General features: G+C 71.0%; 20 protein-coding genes. 7 read left to right on the forward strand and 13 right to left on the reverse strand.

From position 1 onward, the window contains the following. The first annotated feature begins 4 nt into the window (after positions 1-4). Positions 5-2,443 (forward strand): chromosome partitioning protein, encoded by a 2,439-nt coding sequence (locus OH804_RS27315; protein WP_196920501.1) that lies wholly within the window; start codon positions 5-7, stop codon positions 2,441-2,443. A gap of 45 nt (positions 2,444-2,488) precedes the next feature. Here the strand turns inward: OH804_RS27315 and OH804_RS27320 are convergent, their stop codons facing one another. Then, on the reverse strand, positions 2,489-2,917 hold the full coding sequence (locus tag OH804_RS27320; protein WP_196920500.1) for a DUF3151 domain-containing protein: 429 nt from the start codon (positions 2,915-2,917) through the stop codon (positions 2,489-2,491). Positions 2,918-3,166: 249 nt separating this feature from the next. Between OH804_RS27320 and OH804_RS27325 the strand changes: the two genes are divergently transcribed. Next, a complete protein-coding gene (locus tag OH804_RS27325; RefSeq protein ID WP_196920499.1) occupies positions 3,167-4,360 on the forward strand; it encodes an LOG family protein in 1,194 nt (397 codons plus the stop codon). Positions 4,361-4,410: 50 nt separating this feature from the next. On the opposite strand, the gene fbaA is transcribed toward OH804_RS27325, so the two are convergent. Continuing rightward, complete coding sequence (gene fbaA / locus OH804_RS27330; protein WP_124853722.1) at positions 4,411-5,436, reverse strand: class II fructose-bisphosphate aldolase; 1,026 nt, start codon at positions 5,434-5,436, stop codon at positions 4,411-4,413. Between the two features lie 135 nt (positions 5,437-5,571). Then, positions 5,572-5,955: a phage holin family protein gene (locus tag OH804_RS27335; RefSeq protein WP_238677616.1), complete on the reverse strand. Its 384-nt coding sequence runs from the start codon at positions 5,953-5,955 to the stop codon at positions 5,572-5,574. Positions 5,956-6,079: 124 nt separating this feature from the next. Between OH804_RS27335 and OH804_RS27340 the strand changes: the two genes are divergently transcribed. Beyond that, on the forward strand, positions 6,080-6,292 hold the full coding sequence (locus OH804_RS27340) for a hypothetical protein (RefSeq protein ID WP_196920497.1): 213 nt from the start codon (positions 6,080-6,082) through the stop codon (positions 6,290-6,292). Positions 6,293-6,344: 52 nt separating this feature from the next. Next, positions 6,345-7,913 carry an LPXTG cell wall anchor domain-containing protein gene (locus tag OH804_RS27345; RefSeq protein WP_406060389.1) on the forward strand — a complete coding sequence of 523 codons (1,569 nt, stop codon included), beginning with the start codon at positions 6,345-6,347 and terminating at the stop codon, positions 7,911-7,913. 84 nt (positions 7,914-7,997) lie between these two features. Here the strand turns inward: OH804_RS27345 and OH804_RS27350 are convergent, their stop codons facing one another. Both OH804_RS27350 and OH804_RS27355 read right to left on the reverse strand, forming a co-directional pair. Beyond that, a complete protein-coding gene (locus OH804_RS27350; protein ID WP_406060391.1) occupies positions 7,998-9,059 on the reverse strand; it encodes an LCP family protein in 1,062 nt (353 codons plus the stop codon). Between the two features lie 2 nt (positions 9,060-9,061). Next, entirely contained in the window at positions 9,062-9,541 is a 480-nt protein-coding gene (locus OH804_RS27355) for a SigE family RNA polymerase sigma factor (RefSeq protein WP_196920494.1), read from the reverse strand. 182 nt (positions 9,542-9,723) lie between these two features. Here OH804_RS27355 and OH804_RS27360 point away from each other — a divergent pair, with 182 nt between their 5' ends. From OH804_RS27360 to OH804_RS27370, 3 genes are all read left to right on the forward strand, one after another. Then, complete coding sequence (locus OH804_RS27360; protein ID WP_406060392.1) at positions 9,724-11,289, forward strand: LPXTG cell wall anchor domain-containing protein; 1,566 nt, start codon at positions 9,724-9,726, stop codon at positions 11,287-11,289. Positions 11,290-11,540: 251 nt separating this feature from the next. Further along, positions 11,541-13,112, forward strand: a complete 1,572-nt coding sequence (locus tag OH804_RS27365; protein ID WP_406060394.1) for an LPXTG cell wall anchor domain-containing protein — start codon at positions 11,541-11,543, stop codon at positions 13,110-13,112. A gap of 155 nt (positions 13,113-13,267) precedes the next feature. Then, positions 13,268-14,089, forward strand: a complete 822-nt coding sequence (locus tag OH804_RS27370) for a DedA family protein (RefSeq protein ID WP_406060396.1) — start codon at positions 13,268-13,270, stop codon at positions 14,087-14,089. Between the two features lie 165 nt (positions 14,090-14,254). Here OH804_RS27370 and OH804_RS27375 read toward each other — a convergent pair whose 3' ends face one another. The 8 genes from OH804_RS27375 to OH804_RS27410 form a co-directional block, all read right to left on the reverse strand. Beyond that, positions 14,255-14,632: a helix-turn-helix transcriptional regulator gene (locus OH804_RS27375; protein ID WP_030332125.1), complete on the reverse strand. Its 378-nt coding sequence runs from the start codon at positions 14,630-14,632 to the stop codon at positions 14,255-14,257. A 57-nt stretch (positions 14,633-14,689) separates the two neighbouring features. After that, positions 14,690-15,229 carry an orotate phosphoribosyltransferase gene (pyrE, locus tag OH804_RS27380; protein ID WP_366631586.1) on the reverse strand — a complete coding sequence of 180 codons (540 nt, stop codon included), beginning with the start codon at positions 15,227-15,229 and terminating at the stop codon, positions 14,690-14,692. Positions 15,230-15,398: 169 nt separating this feature from the next. After that, the gene (locus OH804_RS27385; protein ID WP_406060399.1) at positions 15,399-16,208 is read right to left on the reverse strand and encodes an SDR family NAD(P)-dependent oxidoreductase; all 810 of its coding nucleotides are present in this window, start codon (positions 16,206-16,208) and stop codon (positions 15,399-15,401) included. Between the two features lie 10 nt (positions 16,209-16,218). Next, positions 16,219-16,872 (reverse strand): hypothetical protein, encoded by a 654-nt coding sequence (locus tag OH804_RS27390; RefSeq protein ID WP_406060401.1) that lies wholly within the window; start codon positions 16,870-16,872, stop codon positions 16,219-16,221. 72 nt (positions 16,873-16,944) lie between these two features. Further along, entirely contained in the window at positions 16,945-17,709 is a 765-nt protein-coding gene (locus OH804_RS27395) for a hypothetical protein (RefSeq protein ID WP_406060403.1), read from the reverse strand. Between the two features lie 92 nt (positions 17,710-17,801). Continuing rightward, positions 17,802-18,386 carry a DUF4178 domain-containing protein gene (locus OH804_RS27400; protein ID WP_406060405.1) on the reverse strand — a complete coding sequence of 195 codons (585 nt, stop codon included), beginning with the start codon at positions 18,384-18,386 and terminating at the stop codon, positions 17,802-17,804. An 82-nt stretch (positions 18,387-18,468) separates the two neighbouring features. Next, a complete protein-coding gene (locus OH804_RS27405; RefSeq protein ID WP_406060407.1) occupies positions 18,469-19,323 on the reverse strand; it encodes a hypothetical protein in 855 nt (284 codons plus the stop codon). A 69-nt stretch (positions 19,324-19,392) separates the two neighbouring features. After that, positions 19,393-19,773, reverse strand: coding sequence for a hypothetical protein (locus OH804_RS27410; protein WP_196920484.1), 381 nt, complete (start codon positions 19,771-19,773; stop codon positions 19,393-19,395). Positions 19,774-19,846 lie beyond the last annotated feature (73 nt).

Consider the following 19,846-nt stretch of genomic DNA (forward strand, 5'->3'; position numbering starts at 1 on the left):
CGTAATGGACGAGAACGCCGACCGGGCGCAGGTGCCCGGCCAGCAGCCGGTGCCGGAGCGGGACGTCGAACCACTCTGGCCGCCAGATCCGGGCGACCGGGGCGCGGTGCCGCCCTGGGCTGCGGTCGCCGAGCAGCGGGGTGGGCCGTCGCCGGTGACCTCGCCGGTCACGCCACCGGTGGCCGCGCCGCCGATCGGGCGACCGCCGGTTCCCGGCCAGCCCGGCGCTGCGGCCCAGTCGCCGCCCAAGCCGTCGGACTACCCGTCGCTCACCGGCGCCGTCCCGGCGCCCGGAGGTTGGGGGGCCAGCGGCCCGTCCGGCACCGGGTCGGGTTGGGCGCCGGCGCAGCCGAGTTGGCCACCACCGACCGACCCGGCCGCCGGGTCACCACCGCCCGCTCCGCAAACGACCGGTGCCCAGCCGACGCCGCCAGCGACCGGCCCTGGGAGCAACGGTGGGCCGGCTGGCCCCGGCGTCCCCGCTGCGGCACCCAACACCACCTCCGGGCCGAGGGACGGCCGGCCCGCCGGGAACGACGCGGCCAGTCCTGCGGCCAGCCAGACCGGCGATGCGACGCAGGTGCAGCCCGGCGGCCGGGGCCCGATCGCACCGGGCGGGGTCGACCTGAACCTGCCGTTCACCCTGGATCACGCCAGCGCCGCCGACCGCCCCACCACGGCCGCAGCCACCCCCGACCGGTCCGCAGCCACCGACCGGCCCGTTCCAGCCGGCACCGCCTCCGCCGCCAGCCCGAGCGCCACCACCGACGGCGCGACGGCCGCCGGTCCCGCGCCGGCAGACTCCTCTGCCGCAGGCCCCGCGGTGGCCGGTCCGGCACCGCAGCCTGGCGAGCCGGCGCAGCAGGCCGGCGGACCGGCACCACAGCCTGGTGGTCCGGCACCACAGCCCGGCGGAACCGCGTCGCAGGCCGGCGGCCCGGCGCCTAAGCCTGGTGGGCCACCACCACAGGCCGGTGGACCAGCACCGCAGGCGGGACCAGCGCCGCAGGCCGGTGGGGCCGGTGAGGACGGGTCCGCTGACGGGCCGACGCGGCCCATTGCCGAGTCGCCGTGGGCGTACCCGCCGCAGCGCCCGGCCGGAGCGGCCACGCCCACTCACGACGAGGCGGGCGTGACGCCTCCGATCCCGCCGCCGCCCGTCGTCCCGCACGTCGGTCCCGCGCAGGCACACCCCGGGCAGCCGTTCACCCCGGCCATCCCCGGCCAGGCCGGCCCGGCGCAGATCCCGCCGCCGCCCGACCTGACGCAGTTCAGCCCCCCGCCGCCCGGCCCTCCCGCACCGCAGCACACTCCTCCGCAGGCCGGGTCGGCGACACCACCGCCCGGGCCGTTCCCGCCCTCGCCGGGTTGGTACCCACCGCCCTGGCAGCAGGGTTCGCCCGGCGGCACGCCTGGGCAGTCGTACCAGGAGGCCGACGGGGTGACCCGGGTGCCCGCCCCTGCGTATCCGGACGCGACCGCTTACCCGGACGCGAGTTGGACACCGGACGCCACCGCCGCTCCGACCGCCGAGGACTTCGCCCGACGCCGCCAGGTTCGACCGGCCGACCCGGTGGCGACGATGGGTGTCCGCGCGGTGGTCAACAAGATGGGCCTGCTCCGGCTCTCACCGGGGCGGCACGAGCAGGAGCTCAAGCGGGACATCGAGATGGTGCGCCGCAACTTCGGCGGTCTGCGGCAGGTGACCGTTGTCAACCCGAAGGGCGGCGCCGGTAAGACGGTGGCCATTTTGCTGCTCGCCATGACGTTCGGTCAGAAGCGCGGCGGCTACGTGCTGGCCTGGGACAACAACGAGACCCAGGGCACCCTCGGGATGCGCGCCCAGCAGGACTTCCACTCCCGCACCGTGCGGGACATGCTGCGTGACCTCGGGCAGTTCCAGGGCGCGCACGGGCGGGTCGGCGACCTGTCGCAGTACGTCCGCTCGCAGGGCGAGGGAATGTTCGACGTCCTGGCCTCGGACGAGTCGGCCACCGGTGGCGAGATGTTGACAGCGGCCGCGTTCGCCGAGATCCGCGAGGTGGTCAGTCGGTTCTACAAGTTGATCTTCGTGGACACCGGGAACAACGTCCGGGCGCAGAACTGGCAGGCGTCGATGGACGCCACCGACCAGCTGGTGGTCACCATGTCGGCCCGTAACGACTCCGCCGAGACGGCCGCCCGGATGCTCGACCACCTGGAGCAGAGCGGCCGGCAACGGCTGGTCCGTCAGGCCGTGACTGTGGTGTCGATGCCGCCGTCCCGCAAGGAGATCGACCTGCCGGCCATCCAGGAGCACTTCGCGGCCCGAACCCGGGCGGTGCTGCTGGCCCCGTACGAGCGGCTCATCGACAGTGGCGAGCCGATCCGGTACGGCGGGCTCTCCTCGGCCACCCGGGACGCCTGGCTGAAGATCGCCGCGGCAGTCGCCGAAGGGTTGTAACCCACCGACGGCCGGCCCGGTGTCGGGCCGGCCGCCGGTGCGGGATCAGTTGCTCGCCAGCGCGTCCGCCGCTTCCGGGTCGCAGTCGCGCAGGAACTGGGCACAGCGGGCCGCCTCGTCGGCCTCGCCGATCTCGTCGGCGGCGCGGGACAGCACGTACAGGCAGCGGAGGAAGCCCCGGTTGGCCTCGTGTGACCACGGCACCGGGCCGTGCCCCTTCCACCCACTGCGGCGCAGCTGGTCGAGGCCCCGGTGGTAGCCGGTGCGGGCGTACGCGTACGCCGTCACCACCTGGCCCTGCGCGAACGCCCGCGCCGCGAGCTCCGCCCAGGCGGCACTGTAGGTCGGGAAGCCGGCCGCCACGTTGGCGTACGCCTCGTCGGTGCCGGCCTCGTCGGCGGCGGCCAGGGCGGCGTCGGCCTCGTCGTTCACGGGCAGGCGGGTGGCCGGTGGCTCTGGCAAAAGGTTCTGCATCGCCCCATTCAACCCGCTGGACGGGGCGACACGCGAGCGGGTCGGCCGACGTGTTCCGCTGAACGGCTGAGGAGTTGGTCACGCCTGCGGCCTATGCCGCTGCCTGGTGTTTTCCACTACAACTAATGGTCCGGAGCCTCCCCAGGAACCGGTTATGCAGGAGCCCGGTGGCCACGACCACCGGGCTCCTGTCGGTTCCACCCCCGGCCCGAGGTTTGGCCGGACCCGGAGGACGGGCAGGATGGCCGGGTGCCGACCCCACCTCCCGCCGACGTAATCGAGCCGCACCTGCACGCCAGTGAGATCCAGACCCGGGCCGAGTTCGATCAACAGCTGACCACCGGCCGGCTGACCGGGCTGACCGTGCAGGGCCTGCGGCTCGACCTCGCGCCGGTGCCCGACCTGACCGGCGTGGACGTCGCCGGCACCCTCTTCGTCGGTTGCCGGTTCGCGTCCCGGGACGTGGGCGCCGACCTGGTCCGGCGTGGCGCGAACGTGGTGCCGCCGTTCTCGGGGCTGCCGTACCCGACCCAGCCGACGCACCTCTACACCCCGGACGACCTGGCCGCCGGGTTCGCCGAGGGCGGGTTCACCGGGATGTACGACACCCGGGTGTACGACCACTACCGGGCGCACGGCGGCGCGCTGCCGGACGTCAAGGAGGCGCTGGGTCAGCGGCTGCACGACCACGGCGTGGACAACGCGCTGGCCGACGCCACACGGGTCTGGTTGGCGGCGCACGGGCCGCAGTCGGTGGTGGGCATCATGGGCGGGCACGCGGTACGCCGCGGCAGTCCCGCGTACCGGATGGCTGCCGTGCTGGGTTGGGAGCTGGCGCGGGCCGACCGGCTGGTGGTGACCGGCGGCGGCCCCGGGGTGATGGAGGCCGCGAATCTCGGCGCCTACCTGGCGGACCGGCCGGCGACCGATGTGACGGCGGCGATCGACCTGCTGGCCACCGCCCCCGACTTCACCGACCACCACCGGTACACGGCGACGGCGCTGACGGTCCGGCAGCGGTACGCGGGCGTGCCCCGGCAACGTGGCGACGATCTGGATTGGGCGCGTGCGGGTGGCCTGGCCATTCCGACCTGGCTGTACGGGCACGAGCCGGCGAACCTGTTCGCCGGGCGGATCGCGAAGTACTTCTCGAACGCGATCCGGGAGGACACCATCCTGCGGCTCGCCCGGGGTGGCATCGTCTTCGCGCCGGGGCGGGCGGGCACGGTGCAGGAGGTGTTCCAGGCGGCCACGAAGACCTACTACGGCACCGACGGCGCGAGCGGGGCGTACATCTTCCTGGACCGCGCCTACTGGACCCGTGAGCTGCCGGTGGAGGCGCTGTTGCGCCCGCTGCTGGCCGCGTCGCCGTTCGGTGACCTGTCGTCGACGATCCACCTCACCGACGACGTCCGCGAGGCCGTACGCCTGCTGACGAGCTGACGACGACGGCCGGCGCCCCGTGCGGGGAGCCGGCCGTCGGTGGGACGTCGTTACTTGGTCATCGTGGTGCCGGTCGAGCGCAGGTGCTCGCAGGCCTCGACGACACGGGCGGCCAGGCCGGCCTCGGCGGCCTTGCCCCAGGCGCGCGGGTCGTACTGCTTCTTGTTGCCGACCTCGCCGTCGATCTTCAGCACGCCGTCGTAGTTGCGGAGCATGTGGTCCACGACGGGGCGGGTGAAGGCGTACTGGGTGTCGGTGTCGATGTTCATCTTCACCACGCCGTAGTCCAGGGCCTCGCGGATCTCGCTCAGCAGGGAGCCCGAGCCGCCGTGGAAGACCAGGCTGAGTGGCTTGTCCTTGCCGTACTTGGCGCCGACGGCGTCCTGGATCTGCTTGAGGATCTCCGGACGCAGCTTGACGTTGCCCGGCTTGTAGACGCCGTGCACGTTGCCGAAGGTCAGCGCCGCCATGTAGCGGCCCTTCTCGCCGAGGCCGAGCGCCTCGACCATGGCCAGGCCGTCATCGGTGGTGGTGTAGAGCTTGTCGTTGATGGCGTTCTCGACGCCGTCCTCCTCGCCACCGACGACGCCGACCTCGATCTCGAGGACGATCTTGGCCTTGGCGGCCTCGTCGAGCAGCTGTGCGGCGATCTGCAGGTTCTCCGCGACCGGCACGGCCGAGCCGTCCCACATGTGCGACTGGTAGAGCGGCTCCTCGCCGCGCTTCACCCGCTCCTGCGAGATGCCCATCAGCGGACGCACGAACCCGTCCAGCTTGTCCTTCGGGCAGTGGTCGGTGTGCAGCGCGATGTTGACCGAGTACTTCTTGGCCACCTCGTGCGCGTACGCGGCGAACGCCACAGCGCCGGTGACCATGTCCTTGATCGACGGGCCGGAGAGGTACTCGGCGCCACCGGTGGAGACCTGGATGATGCCGTCGCTCTCCGCGTCGGCGAAGCCCTTGAGCGCCGCGTTCAGCGTCTGGGAGGAGGTCACGTTGATCGCGGGGTACGCGTACCGGCCAGCCTTGGCGCGGTCCAGCATCTCCGCGTAAGCCTCGGGGGAAGCGATGGGCATGTGATGCGCTCCTTACTTACCACTCTCGGCCTGCTGGCCGCTGTTCTTCATTTGTGCGCCGGACCGCGCTGTCCTCCGCCCGGAAGTATCCCGTAGGTGAGGTGCGCCGGAACAACCGACCCGGGTGTCAGCCGTTCACCGGCGGTCCAGGTTGTCCGGCACGATGACGCTGATCAACCAGGTCACCACGGTCATCACGATGGCTCCCCAGAACGCCGGCCAGAATCCGTCCACCTGGAACGGCAGGTCGAGCCCGCTGGCGATCCGGTCGGTGAGCAGGAACAGCAACGCGTTGACCACCAGCGCGAACAGGCCCAGGGTCAGCAGGTAGAACACGCAACCGACGACCCGGATCACCGGTTTGAGCACCGCGTTGATCACGCCGAAGATCAGCGCCACCACGATCAGGGTGAGCACTGTGTTGCCACCCGAACGGCCGTGCACGTCCACCCCGGGCACGATCAGCGTGGTTATCCACAACGCGACCGCGGTGATCGCCAGTCTGATGAGGAAGCCCACGGCACCATCCTGGCATCGGGTCGCGTCGCCGAGGGCTGATTCCGCCTACTCCGCTTCCGGGCGGTGCGCCCGCCCAGCCCGTACGGTGGGTGGGAACCGTGCCCCGAGACCCCCGGGAGGGACCATGGGTCAGCCCGACGAGGACTTCATCCCCGGCGACCACCTCACGCCCAACGAACGCGACCCCGAGGCGGACCCGGCGGACGCGGTCGAGCAGGCCACTGTCGCCGGCCCCACCGACGTCGACGGTGAGCCGCACCGTGGCCTGGAGGTCGGCGACTGGGACGCGATGGAGCAGGCCCGGGTGGTCACCGGCGACGAGGACGACTACCGCTGATCCCGCCGCCGGGTTGGACGAGCGCCACCTGTACCCCCACGGGAGGACCCCCATGCTCACGCACCCGCTCCGCTGGCTGACCGGCCTCGGCGCCGCAGGCGCGCTGGTGGCCGCCTCCGCGACCCCCGCCGTCGCCGCGGCCACGATCGAGCCCTACTTCCAGGACTCCACCCTGGCGGTCGGCGCGACGCCGACCACCCGCGCCCTGTTCCTGTACGCCGACGAGCCGACGGTCCTCACCGACGTCTCGGTGCGATACGACTACCGCTCCCTGGCCAACAAGATCACCGTGGTCCCCGCCGACGGCCAGAAGTGCACCGCCCCGGAGGCGGGCGTCCTCGTCTGCGAGGAGCCCGAGGACGTCGTCCTCCACGAGGTGCCGCCGATCGGCAGCGGGACCTACCGCAACGTGACGAAGCAGGTGCGCCTCGGCCTCACCGAAGACGCGCAGCTCGGTGACTCCGGGGACGTCGCCGTCAGCTTCCAGGCGGCCGGCGGGCGGAGCGGTGGCTACACCTCGCAGGTCCGGGTCGGCGAGGGGGTCGATCTGGCCGGCGGCCCGTTCACCACCCTCTCCGCGAAGCCGGGTGGAAAGTTCACTGTGCCGCTGGCCGTGGCCAACTCCGGCGACACGGTCGTCAACGGATTCGTCGCGGTCTTCGATCTCAGCTACTCCATTCGCACCAGGGACCGGTTCAGCAACTGCCGCTACGCCGACGACCACCTGGTCTCCTGCCAGTTCGACGAGGACATCCCGGTGGGCACCGGGCTCGTCGCCACGCTGAACCTCGAACTCGCCAAGGACACGTACGCGCCGACCAACCAGTCCGGCTACGCCCAGTTCATGACCACTGCCGACTTCGAGGACCTGACCCGGGTACGGGCAGCCGTCGGCGCCCGGGCGGCCACCCCCGGCAGCGGTCCGAAGCTGACTCTGACCGAAGCACCCGGCAGGATGCGGAAGGCCGACCAGACCGACGTCGCCCCCGGCAACGACTACACCGGGTGGACCATCAAGGCCACCGGCACGAACGGCACCGACCTCGCGGCGATCGGCGCCACGCTCAAGGGCAGGGCCGGCGCCGTCGTCACGGCGACCGTGGGCTTCCGGAACAACGGCCCCGCGACGCTCGACAAGACGAACGGAGACTTCGAGGCCGCCACCCACACCGCCGTGGAACTGCCGCCGGGCACCACCGCCGTCGAGGTCCCCGACAGCTGCCAGTTGCGGCAGGGCACCCGCACGTACCAGTGCGCCTCGGAGATGCTGCTGGTGGCCGGGCAGAGCTACACCACGAAGTTCCGGCTACGCATCGACAAGGTCATCCCCAATGCGCGGGGTGCGGTGCGGGTCAACGCGCCGTGCGAGTGCCCCGCCGGCGGCAGCTTCCAGGACGACATCAAGCCGGCCAACGACAAGGCCACCATCGTGGTCAACGCGGCCCAGAGCGGCGGTGGCCAGGGTGACGGTGATGGCGACGGTGGCGGTGGTGGCGGTGCTTCGCTGCCCATCACCGGCGCACCCACCACCATGATCGCCGGCATCGGGGCCCTGCTGCTCGTCAGCGGTGCGGGCTGCTACCTGCTCGCCCGACGCCACGGCAGCCGCTTCACCGCCTGACACCCACCTGACCCACCTCGACCCGACCGACGCCCCGCCGACCCATACCGGGCCGGCGGGGCGTCGTCGTGATCTCCTCGTCCGTCAGCGGACCGGATTGACCTGCTCCGGGTGCTGCGTCACCCACTGCGCCAACCGATCCTCGCGCAGCGCGGCGAGGAATGCCGGGCTCTGCTTCGGGTCCAACTGCAGCCGCCAAGAGCTGCCCGTCGGCGGGCCGACCGGGAGGCTGAGCCCCACCGGGTCGACGCTCTTGAGTTCGGGTAGCACCCCCACCAGCCTGGTCAGTGGCAGGCCGTCGTCGTCGACAGTCAGACCCGTACCGGCCGCCGACAACAGCGCGGCGAGCCGGACCGGATTGGTCAGCACGTCCTGCGCGACCGCCCGCCGGACCAGCCCAGCCACGTAGCGCTGGGCGTTACGGTCCCGGTCCAACGCGCCGTCGGGCAGGTACCGCCGTTGCCGCAGCAGGTCGACGGAGGCAGCGCCGTCGAGCCGCTGACATCCGGCCGGGAAGGTCCGGCGGGTGTGCCAGGACCGAACCTCCTTCGGCAGGCACACCTCCACCCCGTCGACGGCCTCGGTGATCCGGCGCAGCCCCGCGAAGGTCAGCACCGCGCCAGCGTCGACGCGTACCCCGGTCAGGTCGGCGACCACCCGGCGGGTCAGGTCGTAGCCGGCGTCCAGGTCGGGCCGGGCCTCGGTGGCACCGGTGAAGAACGCGCTGTTGAGCTTGTCGGTCCCCCGTCCGGGGACCGACACCTCCAGGTCACGCGGCAACGAGATGAGGTACGGCCGGCTCCGGTCGGCGGGGATGTGCACCAGCAGGACGGAGTCCGCCAACCGGTACGACGGTTCCTCCCCGAAGCCGTCCACACCGACCAGCAGGACGTTCAGCGCCCCGGACTGCGCGCCAGCCGGTTTACCGAACAACAACGAGCCCTCCACCGGCCGATCGGGGCGAAGTTGGGGCACACCGACTCCGAGCGCGGCGAGCACGGCGAGCACGACGCCAGCGGCCTGGAACCGCTGCCGGCGGCGACGGCGGACGGCGGCGAGCCTGTCGATCGCGACCCGCAGCGGGCCGGTCGACGGGGTCAACGGTTCGTGCCGGGCGAACGCGGCACGCAGGTCATCCTCGATCATGTTCACGCCTCCACGTACTCGGCCCGGAGCGTGGCCAGGGCCCGGGAGATGGACGAACGGACGGTCCCGACGGCGCAGCCGAGAATGTCGGCGATCTCGACGTCGGGCAGGTCCTCGTAGTAGCGCAGCACCAGCGCGGCCCGCTGCCGACGCGGCAGCCGGGACAGCCAGGACCAGATCTGGTCCCGGTCCACGGCGGACTGGGCATGGTCGGTGGGCATCGGCACCGACGCGTCGGGCTCCCCGCGCAACAACACCCTGCGGACCCACGAGCCGCGCCGCCAGTCGACGTACTGGTTGGTGAGCATCCGGCGTACGTAACGCTCGGGCGAGTCCGCGCGGGCGACCCGACGCCAGTTGAGCTGGACCCGGACCATGGTCTCCTGGACCAGGTCCTGAGCCTGGTGCGGTTCGCCGGTCAGCATCACCGCGTACCGCAGTAGCGGGGCCAGCCGCGTGTCCGCGAACTCCTCGTACGTCACTGCACCTCCCGGGGGGCTCCTGCCTCAGATGACGGGAGTGGACGGACGGAACATTGCGGCGAGCCCGATCAACCTTTCGGCTGGTCTTGATCGATGAGCGGCAGCATGGGCGGCGGCCAGCCTTAGTGATTCCTTAAGATCCGCAGGCTCCACCTGATCCCCCAACTGGAGGAATCCCCCTCATGCTCACCCACTCCACCCGGCGTTGGCTCGCCGGTCTGGGCGTAGCAGGCGCGTTCGTCGCCGCCTCCGCCGGCCCGGCCGTAGCCGCCGATGCTCCATTCGAAATCGCCACGCACGATCTGCTTGTCGCACCCGGTCACATGGACTACGGCTGGTTCTACGCCCAGCCCAACGACACCGAGTCCGAGCCGAAGTTCGGCCGTACCTCTGTCGACATCGACCTGTCGGCGGTCGCGGGGTTCGCCACCGTAGAGCCGGCGTGGGGCTGGACGTGCGACACGGCGCCGACCAAGCTGCACTGCGAAGCTGACATCGAGGACGGCGACTCGCCCGGCTTCGATTACCAGGTCTACGGCAAGGAGGACGCGAAGCCGGGGCAGAAGGGCGCTCTCGCGATCAGCATGACCTCCGGCGGCAAGACGGCCAAGGCGACGGCGAACATCACCGTCGCCGAGGGCGTCGACCTGGTGAGCGACCCGACCGTCGAGGCCAGTGGCGCTCCGGGTGGCAACGCGCTTCTGCCGGGCGTGGTGCGCAACGCCGGTGAGACCCCCGTCGAGGGCGCCGTCCTCGTCGTCCAGGCCCAGTACCTGGCCCCCTACGGCGGAGACTTCTCCAACTGCAAGTCGGACGAGTGGGGTTCGGTCGCCTTCTGCGCGTTCGACACTAAGATCGAGCCGGGCAGGTCGTACAAGCTCTCCGAGAATCTGCCGATCAAGGTGACCTCCGAGGCACGCACCGGCGCCGAACTCCCGGTCGCGCTCGACTGGTGGACCACTGACGACTGGGACCTGGCGTTCAAGGACTGGTTCCTGGACGACGTCAAGCCCGGCAAGGGCGAGAAGCTGCGGCTGGTCGAGGCCACCTCTGCGGCCCGGGTGCCGCAGACCGACCTGGACCAGATGAACAACTTCACCATCGGGACCGTCCGGGTTACCGGTGACAACCACGCCGACCTGGCCACCAAGGCCGTCACCGCGAGTGGCAAGAAGGGCGACGTGGTCACCGTCGCGCCGGGCTTCAGCAACCTGGGGCCGGCTGTGCTCGAGTACCTGGGCCAGGGCACGCCGGGCATCCAGCTCGAGGACCTGCCGGTCCGGGTGTCCATCCCGGCCGACACGACTGTGGTCGAGGCCCCCTTCGACTGCGTGCCGTTCACCCCGGAGAAGGAGTGGGACCCGTGGAACGCGGGCTGGGGTGAGCCGGGTGCCAAGGAGTACGCCTGCCAGGTCCTCGAGACCCCGAGTGACAAGGACTTCGAGTCCCTGTACGAGTTCGGGCTCCGGATCGACAAGGTCGTCCCGGACGCCACTGGTGTCTTCACCACCGCGCTGACCGGCGACCCGAACAAGAGCAACGACACCGCGAAGATCGTCATCAACCCGACCTCCACGGATGGCGGTAACGGCGGCGGCGGCGGTGGCGACGACGACGGTGACGGCGGCTCGCTGCCGATCACCGGTCAGTCCACCGGCCTGATCGCCGGCCTCGGCGCGCTGCTGCTCGCCGCGGGCGTCGGCGGCTACCTGGTGGCCAAGCGCCGCCGGACCCGCTTCGTCGCCTGACCCACCCCGCACCACCGGTGCCCCGCCGACCACCACGGTCGGCGGGGCACCGTCGTTCGGAGTTCCACAGCAGGACGTGCGCTCAGCAGGTGGTGAGGGGCGGGAGCGGGCGGGCCGGACGTTGCGGTGGTGCTTGATCACCCTTTCGGTTCGTCTTGCTCGTCGGAGGAGTCTCGGGGCCACAGCCAGCCTTAGTGATTCCTTAAGATCCGCAGGCTCCACCTGATCCCCCAACTGGAGGAACCCCCCTCATGCTCACCCACTCCACCCGGCGTTGGCTCGCCGGACTGGGCGTAGCAGGCGCGTTCGTCGCCGCCTCCGCCAGCCCGGCCGTCGCCGCCGAGGAAGCGCCCATCGAACTGGGCGCCTACTTCAACGACACCACCCTCGCCGCAGGGTCCGAGGGCAAGATCGACTCACCCCTCCTGTTCGCCTCGGAGCCGGTGGTCGTCCAAGGCCTCACCGTCACGTACGACTACCGGAACCTCGACGGGGTCGTCGACATCACGCCCGACTCGTCGACCTGGGGCTGCGAGACGCCGGAGGCCGGCGTTCTGGCCTGCACCGACCCCTTCGAGATCGACCTCTACGAGTGGGCCTCCGGCGGCCTCTTCAGCGTGGTGATGACGCCGACCGCGAAGGCGGCCGACGGTGCCACCGGCAACCTCAAGGTCACGGTCAGCGCCGAGGGGCTCGCTCCGGCCAGCCACACCGCGAAGGTGCGGGTCGGTGAGGGCGTCGACCTGGCCGCCCCGGGCGAGGAGACCAACATCTCGTCCGCTCCTGGCGGCACGTTCAGCGCACCGCTGACGCTCAGCAACGCCGGCAAGACCGACGCCAAGGGAGCGGTCGCGGTCTTCGACCTGGACCACTCGATCCGCCCCGACAAGCAGTTCAGCAACTGCACCTACGACGATGGTCGCCTGCGGACCTGCGCCTTCTCGGAGGTGACCGCCGCCGGAAAGGCCCGGTCGGCATCGCTGTCCTACACGCTCGGCAAGGACACCTACGCGCCGGGCAACGAGTACGGCGGCTACAACTGGTTGACCGTCGCCGAGTTCGAGGACTTCAACGCGTACCTCCAGGCCGGGGGCTATTCGGTCGGGAAGCCCGGCAACGGTCCGGTCCTGAGCCTTCCGGAGGCTCCGTCCAAGGTGGCGGCGCGCGGCTTCCAGGCTGACACCGACCCGATGAACAACTGGTCCAGCATGACCATCAAGGTCAACGGCAAGAACGGCGCTGATCTGGTGGCGCTCGGCGCCCAGCTCACCGGCGATGCCGGCGACGTGGTCAAGGCCGCCCTCGGAGTCCGCAACGACGGCCCGGCCGCGCTGGACTTCAGTCGGGGTGGCTCGCCGGTCACGAAGATCGACATTGCCGTTCCGCAGGGCACCACCGCGGTCAAGGTCCCCGAGGTCTGCGCACCGCTCGAGGGCGACCAGCAGGACTGGGAGAACGCCGGCAAGCCGGGCGCGAAGCTCTACCGCTGCTACCCGGACGTCTTCATCGGTGTCGGTGAGAAGCAGACGGTCGACATCGACCTCCGGATCGACAAGGTGATCGCCAACGCGGCGGGCACCGTCACCATCAACGCCAAGTGCGAGTGCGAGGGCTTCACCGACGACCTGAAGCCGGCCAACGACGTCGCCAAGATCCTGGTGAACGCGACCGGCGGCAGCGGCGGTGGCGACGGTGACGGCGGTTCGCTGCCGATCACCGGTCAGTCCACCGGCCTGATCGCCGGCCTCGGCGCGCTGCTGCTCGCCGCGGGCGTCGGCGGCTACCTGGTGGCCAAGCGCCGCCGGACCCGCTTCGTCGCCTGACCCACCCCGCACCACCGGTGCCCCGTCGACCACACGGTCGGCGGGGCACCGTCGTTTGACCCCACGGCGCCGGGGCGCCGTCGTTGGACCCACGGCGCGGGCGGGTGGTGCGGGCCGGTCCGGCGCGGCCGGGTCCCTGGGCTTCGGTACCCTTTGTGGCCGTGGACACAGCTGAGAAGACCCGCGCTCTCGTGGAGAGCGTCGCCCTGAACCCGCTCGATCCCAAGGATCTGTTGCAGACCTTCGGGCTGATCGGCGTGTGGGTGATCCTCTTCGCCGAGACCGGCCTGCTGGTGGGGTTCTTCTTCCCCGGTGACTCGCTGCTGTTCCTCGCCGGGGTCGCCTCGTCGCCGGTCGCGGACGCGATCTTCGGCGACGGCACCCGCCTCTCCCTCGCGGGCCTGCTGATCGGTGGGCCGATCTGTGCGATCGTCGGCGCCCAGCTGGGGCACTGGCTCGGCGCGCGGTACGGCCGGCCGATGTTCGAGCGGCCGAACTCCCGGCTCTTCAAGAAGGAGTACGTGGAGAAGGCCGAATACTACTTCGAGAAGTTCGGCCCGGCGAAGGCCGTCGTGCTGGCGCGCTTCATTCCGATCGTGCGGACGTTCCTCAACCCGGTCGCTGGCGCGCTCGGCATGCCGGCCAAGAAGTTCCTGCTCTGGAACATCGTCGGCGCGGTGCTCTGGGTGGACGGCATCCTGCTCATCGGCTACCTGCTGGCCGAGCAGATCTACCAGGCCATCGGCGACAAGATCGACCACTACATCCTGCCGGTGGTGGCCCTGATCATCCTGATCTCGGTGCTGCCGATCTTCTTCGAGTTCCTGCGCGACCGGCGGGCTCGTAAGCGCGGCGAGGCGGTCGCGGTGGTCGCGGCGGCCAGTGCCGCCGGCGCGGTGGAGGCGGCCCGCGAGGCGTTCGACCACGACCGGCAACAGCACGGCCACCAGCGCCCGGAGCACGGTCAGGACCGTTGAGGTACGGCGACGGCCGGCCCCCTGGCGAGGGGGTCGGCCGTCGGCATGTCGAACCCGGCCTCCGGTGGTGCGACCGGGGACGAGCAGGTGTCAACCACCGGTGGCGCCACCCCTGGCTCGCCACCGGACGCCGTCCCGGCTCGGGACGGCGTGTAGTGCCTTACGTCAGCGGGCCTTCTTGGTGGCTCGCTTACGCGGCGGGGTCAGCAGGTCGGCGATCGTCGCGATCGCACTCGGGACCAGGCTGTAGTACGCCCAGACACCGCGCTTCTCCCGCTGCAACAAGCCAGCCTCGGTGAGGATACGCAGGTGATGACTGACCGTCGGCTGAGAGAGGCCGAGCGGCGCCGTCAGGTCACAGACGCACGCCTCGCCCTCGGGGGCCGACTGGATCAGGCTGAGCAGCCGCAACCGAGCAGGATCAGCAAGGGCCTTGAGGACCCCGGCAAGACGCTCGGCATCGGCACGTTCGATCGGCTCGCCGTTTAGCGGCGAGATCTGAGGCATAGTCATTTCGGCCAACGCAGTTCCCACGTATTCCATCCTTCCACCAGCAGCATCGATCCGCCTGCATATCAGCAGATCCGAATCGGCAGACTTTTACGCCACAAGGCCGAGGTCAGCCAACGTATAGGCCGCCCGGTACGGCAATCCGGCGGCTCGCACCGCGTCGCCGGCGCCTCGATCAACAATAACCACCACGCCCACGACTTCCGCCCCGGCCTCGCGAAGCGCCTCGACAGCAGTCAAAACACTTCCGCCCGTCGTGGAGGTGTCCTCCACCGCCAACACTCGGCGGCCGGCCACCTCCGGTCCCTCGATCCGCCGCTGAAGACCGTGGGCCTTGCCCGCCTTGCGCACCACAAAGGCGTCCAGGGCCCGGCCGGTCGGAGCGGCGGCGTGCAGCATCGAGAGCGCGACAGGATCCGCTCCCAGGGTGAGGCCCCCGACGGCGTCGAACTCCCAGTCCGCAGTGAGGTCGAGCATCACCCGGCCGACCAGAGGAGCGGCCTGGTGATGGAGCGTGACGCGGCGCAGATCCACGTACCAGTCTGCCTCGCGCCCCGACGAGAGCACTACCCGTCCGTGGACCACAGCCAGGTCGGTAATGAATTTACGCAGGTCGTCGTGGTCCCCCATGGCGATAGAGGTTACTGCGCAACTCTGAACGCCGTGTGTGGGGTCCACCCTGATCAGCCCCGCGGGGAACCGATGACTGGCGATGTTCGACTACGCTCAGCGACTGGCCCGACAGCGCCGCGCCAACGTCGTCCGGCCACTCGCCCGGGGTCGACGGGCTGGTCGGAGCTCAGCGCTCGTCGCGACCGATCCGGCCGCGGGTGTCCCGCGCTACCGCCTGGAGCAGCCGTCGCGGCGCGTGCCGCATGCCGGCGACGACCACCTTGTACTTCCACGCCGGGATGCTGACCATCTTGCCTTTGCCCAGGTCACGCAGGGCTTCGTCCACCACATCCTCGGCCCGCAGCCAGAGCCACTCCGGCGTCTTGGACATGTTGATGCCGGCTCGCTGGTGGAATTCGGTACGGGTGTAGCCGGGGCAGAGGGCCATCACTCGAACGCCGAACGGCCGCGCCGACTGGCCGACGGACTCACTGAAGTTGGTGACCCACGCCTTGCTGGCGGAGTACGTCGATCCGGGCATCGCCGTACCGAAACCCGCGACCGAAGAGACATTTATCACTGCCCCATTTCGCCGTTCAGTCATCGGTCGGAGCGCCGCCAGGGTCAACCGCATGACCGCGTGCACGTTGAGCCGCAACAGTCGTGCCTCGTCCTCCGCCGTGGAGCGCAGGAACGGTTTGTTCAGGCTGATCCCCGCATTGTTGACCAGCAGGTGAACAGGGCTGCCGTCGGCGAGCCGCTGTTCCACGGTGGTGCAGCCGTCGTCGGTGGACAGATCCGCCGGAATCGTCTCCACCTCGCGCCCGTGCGCGGACCCCAGCTCGGTGGCCAGCTCGGTCAGCCGCGCCGCGTCGCGGGCGACGAGCACCAGGTGCCAGCCGTCGGCGGCCAGCCGCCGGGTGAACGCCGCGCCGATGCCGGCCGTGGCCCCGGTGATCAGGGCTCGGCGCTCGGTAGTCGTGGGATCGAGCGTCACGGGGCGGTCCTCACCTGGGCGGGTACGGGGGCGCGGGCGGCGCCGACAGGGGCTGGTGCGGGGCGGGCGTGAAGCTGGGCGGTGCGGTAGGCGTCGGGGGGCGACGGGCGAACCAGCTGTTCGCCGCCGGCAGCGCCAGCAGCGTAGCTACTACAAGGTAACCGAGCCCCTGGGCGACGGAAAGCCCGGCGTTGAGCGGGATCCACCAGGACGGGTACGCGTCGCCGATCAGGCCCAGCAACTCGGCGAGGGACTGCTCGCCAGAGCCCAGTTGCAGTGGCGCGGCCCGTTCGCCGACGACCACCGCCACGCTGCAACAGCCGCCGAACAGGCCGAGCCCGCTGACCACCCAGGTCGCCACCCGGACGCCGTTGCGGCCGGCCAGCAGCCCGAGGGCGAGGCCAGCAAGCAGCGGCGCGGAGAGCGCCGCCACCACCGCCGACAGCACGGCGGACGCGCGGAGCAGGGTCACCACGTCGTTGATCTGCTCGGGGCTCGCCGAGGTGTCGCGGGCGGCGGAACGGAACGCGTCGACCGTCCCACCCAGCACCACCAGGTCGACCACGGCGTACACGAGCGCGGCGACCGCCATCACCAACAGCACTGTCGCGGCCGACACGACGGCTGCGGGCCGGCGGGCCGGCGCCGATTCCGGGTACGACACGACGAATCCCTCCGGTAGGCGTCGGGTTGCAACCTACTCGGAGGGATCGTCGGCGTCGTGCTTATCGAGCCGTCAGTTGGTCGGCGGCGGGGTCGATCCGGGCCGGTCCGTGGGCGGCGTGTCGTCCGGCCGGTTCGCGGCCGGTGGCGGCGGGTAGCTCGGCTCCCCACTCGACGGATAACCCGGCTCACCGGATGCCTGCGGGTAGCCCGGCTGACCGGGCGACTGCGGACCCGGGTAGCTGGCGCCCGGGGTCGGCGGCTCCCAGGCCGCGGTCTGCTTGCGGAAGAACGGGTTCGCCTTCGGCAGTGCCAGCAGGACCAGCGCCGTGATCAGCGCGATCAGGCTGAGCACGCCGAGCAGGAGGCTGACCGGGGTGACCCAGGAGGGCAGGGCCTCCTCCAGGCGACGCTGGATCTCCTCGGGGCTCGGCCCGTTGGCGGTATTCCCGCCACCGGTGTTGAAACCGCCGGCCGCGTTGCTGAGCAGGCCACCGCCGACGCAGCAGACCATGATGCCGCCGACGATCCAGGTGGTGATCCGGGCGCCGTTGCGGCCCTGGTTGTTGAAGAGGGCCAACACGCCCAGCACGACCGCGAGCAGCAACAGGACGATGCTGCCACCGATACCGATGACGGCGAAGACGTCGGCCACCTGGTCACCGTCGGTGCTGCTGCCCTCGTACGCCGCACGGAGCGCGTCCCGCGTCTTGCCGAAGGTGCTGAGCGTGATGATCAGACTGATCACCTGGAGCGCCAGGAACAGGAAGAGCAGGTAACTGGAAATCGACACAATGGATGGCCGCTGGCGGGCCGGCGTGCTCTGGGAATCGACCACGATTCTCCTTCCCTAAGATCGCGCCCACACCGTATCGACAACCGGCCAGTTCGGCATGCCGTGACGAGCCCGGCGCGCCCGCCCGGTCCGGCTCAGCGAGCGTCAGGCGTGGGGCGGATCGTCAGGTCGGCGGGGTGGAGCAGCTCACCGCGGGCCACCCTCCAGCCCTCTTCGCCGTATGCCTCGAAGGAGAGCCGCGCGGCGCCACCGGACTGGTAGTCGTGGTAGCGCATCGTCCCGGTCGACGGCAGCTCGGTCTCACCGATGGCTGTGTAACGCGCCTGCCCGGTCTCGGCCCAGGTGTAGCGCCGCCCGCCGAGTTCGATGGTCGGGGCGCCCGGGGTGACGGTGGCGCCCGGTTCGGCGGTCCAGAGCACCAGCTCGAGTTCGGGGCCGTCCTCCACGGAGAGCCGGTGACGGGTGCCGGAGTCGTCGTCGAGGAGGTGCTGCACCCAGCTCCAGTCGCCCTCGACCAGGCGGATGGTGGCGCTCACCGCGTACTCCCGCTCGCGAATGCGCACGCGGTCGCCCGGGGTCAGGCGGAGCGGGCCGCCGCGCGGCGACTCCGCCGGCTGGCCGGCGGCCCGGCTCGTCACCCGCCGGCGGGCCCGCACGACGATCACGGCCACCGCGAGTACGACAACAGCCGCCACCAGGCTCGTCACCAGCGCGTCCACCCGACCACCTCCCCAGGTACGTCGGCGCAGACGGTAACAACCCTCGGCACCAGGAAGGCCCGAGCTGTGGCCGACAGCTCAGCTAGCGACTGTGGTCGGGTGCGTCCTCCGGAGGCGTCGCCGGCGGTCCGGTCGGCCCTGGTGAGGTGCCCGACGCGCCCGGTGTCAGGTGCGCGGCCGGGTCGGGGCAGATCAGGTAGCCGGGTGGGAGCGGCTGGTTCGGCGGCAGGAAGCCCGGCACGAGTGGAGCTGTCGGGTATCCGTAACCGGTTGGGGCGTAGGTGGGAACGGGCATCACCCAGGCCGGGCCGGGCAGGGCCTCGTTCGCTGTACGCGGCACGAACCAGCGGTTCGCCGGCGGCAGCGCCAGCAGCAGGACCATTGTTGCGGAGAGGGCCAGGACGGTGAGCACACCCAGCGCCGCCACGGGGAAGAACAGGTCGTCCCAGGGATCGGTGCCGGCGTAGAGCGTGTCGAGGAACGTCGAGGTCTCCCACTCTTCGTCCCAATCCGGTGGCGGCTCCGCCGCGATCTCCGGCATGGCCAGCAGCGGCACGAGAAACCCTCCGGAACAGCACTGCGCGACGCAGACCAGCAGCTGTGCGCCACTGGCCACGAAGACCAGGATCCGCGCGACGTTGCCGCCCCGCCGGACCGGGGCAGCGGTGACCGCCAGCCAGACTGCGAGCAGCACCGCCGGTACGCCGAAGATCACCGCCATCGCGACGTTGCCCTGCCGCTCGCCTGTCACCTCGTCCGGGTCGGCGTCCGGCACCAGTCGAACCGCGCGGTCGATCTGGCCGTCGAAGTGCACCGCCTGGGCCACCGTCAGCGCGGCCAGGCCGAGCAGCACCAGCACCACTGCCAGTTGCAGCCAGAAGGCGATGGTCACGGTGGCCGGGCGGGGCGGACGCGGCGCGGTGGCGGGCGGGCTCATGGCTCGCAACGTACGGCGCGGCGTCGGCGACCGGCAGAACCAATCGGGCAGCACCGACCGGCGAATGGATCATGCTGCGGCGAGCCGCCGGCTGGCGTACGTGCCAAGGGTTTCCCGGTCCATCACGCAGCCGACGAAGGTGGTGAACTCGCTGGGATCGTCCCGCAGCGACGTCCAGGCCGCCCGGGCCGCCTCCGGGTCGACGCGCTCCAGCAGCGTGGCCGCGTACGCCCGGCCGGCGGGCGTGCCGTCGGCCAGCACCCGGTCGAGTTGGCGGCGTACCTCCTCGGGGTGGTCGTCGAGAGCGGCCGAGACCCGCTCGTACGCCTCCGTCACCGGCAACAGCGTGCCCGCGATCCCCACCCCACCAAAGGCGAGCGTGTCAGCTGCCACCAACTCGTCGACGGCGGCGCCCAATTCGCGCTCCCAAGCCTTGCGCATCCCAAACATGCCTCCACCCTTTCCCCGTCCGCCCCCACTCCACCCCGTTAATCAAGAGGTTTGCGCCATGAGCGGACACTCT

This window comes from Micromonospora sp. NBC_00860 (assembly GCF_045207375.1).
Lineage (GTDB): Bacteria > Actinomycetota > Actinomycetes > Mycobacteriales > Micromonosporaceae > Micromonospora > Micromonospora vinacea.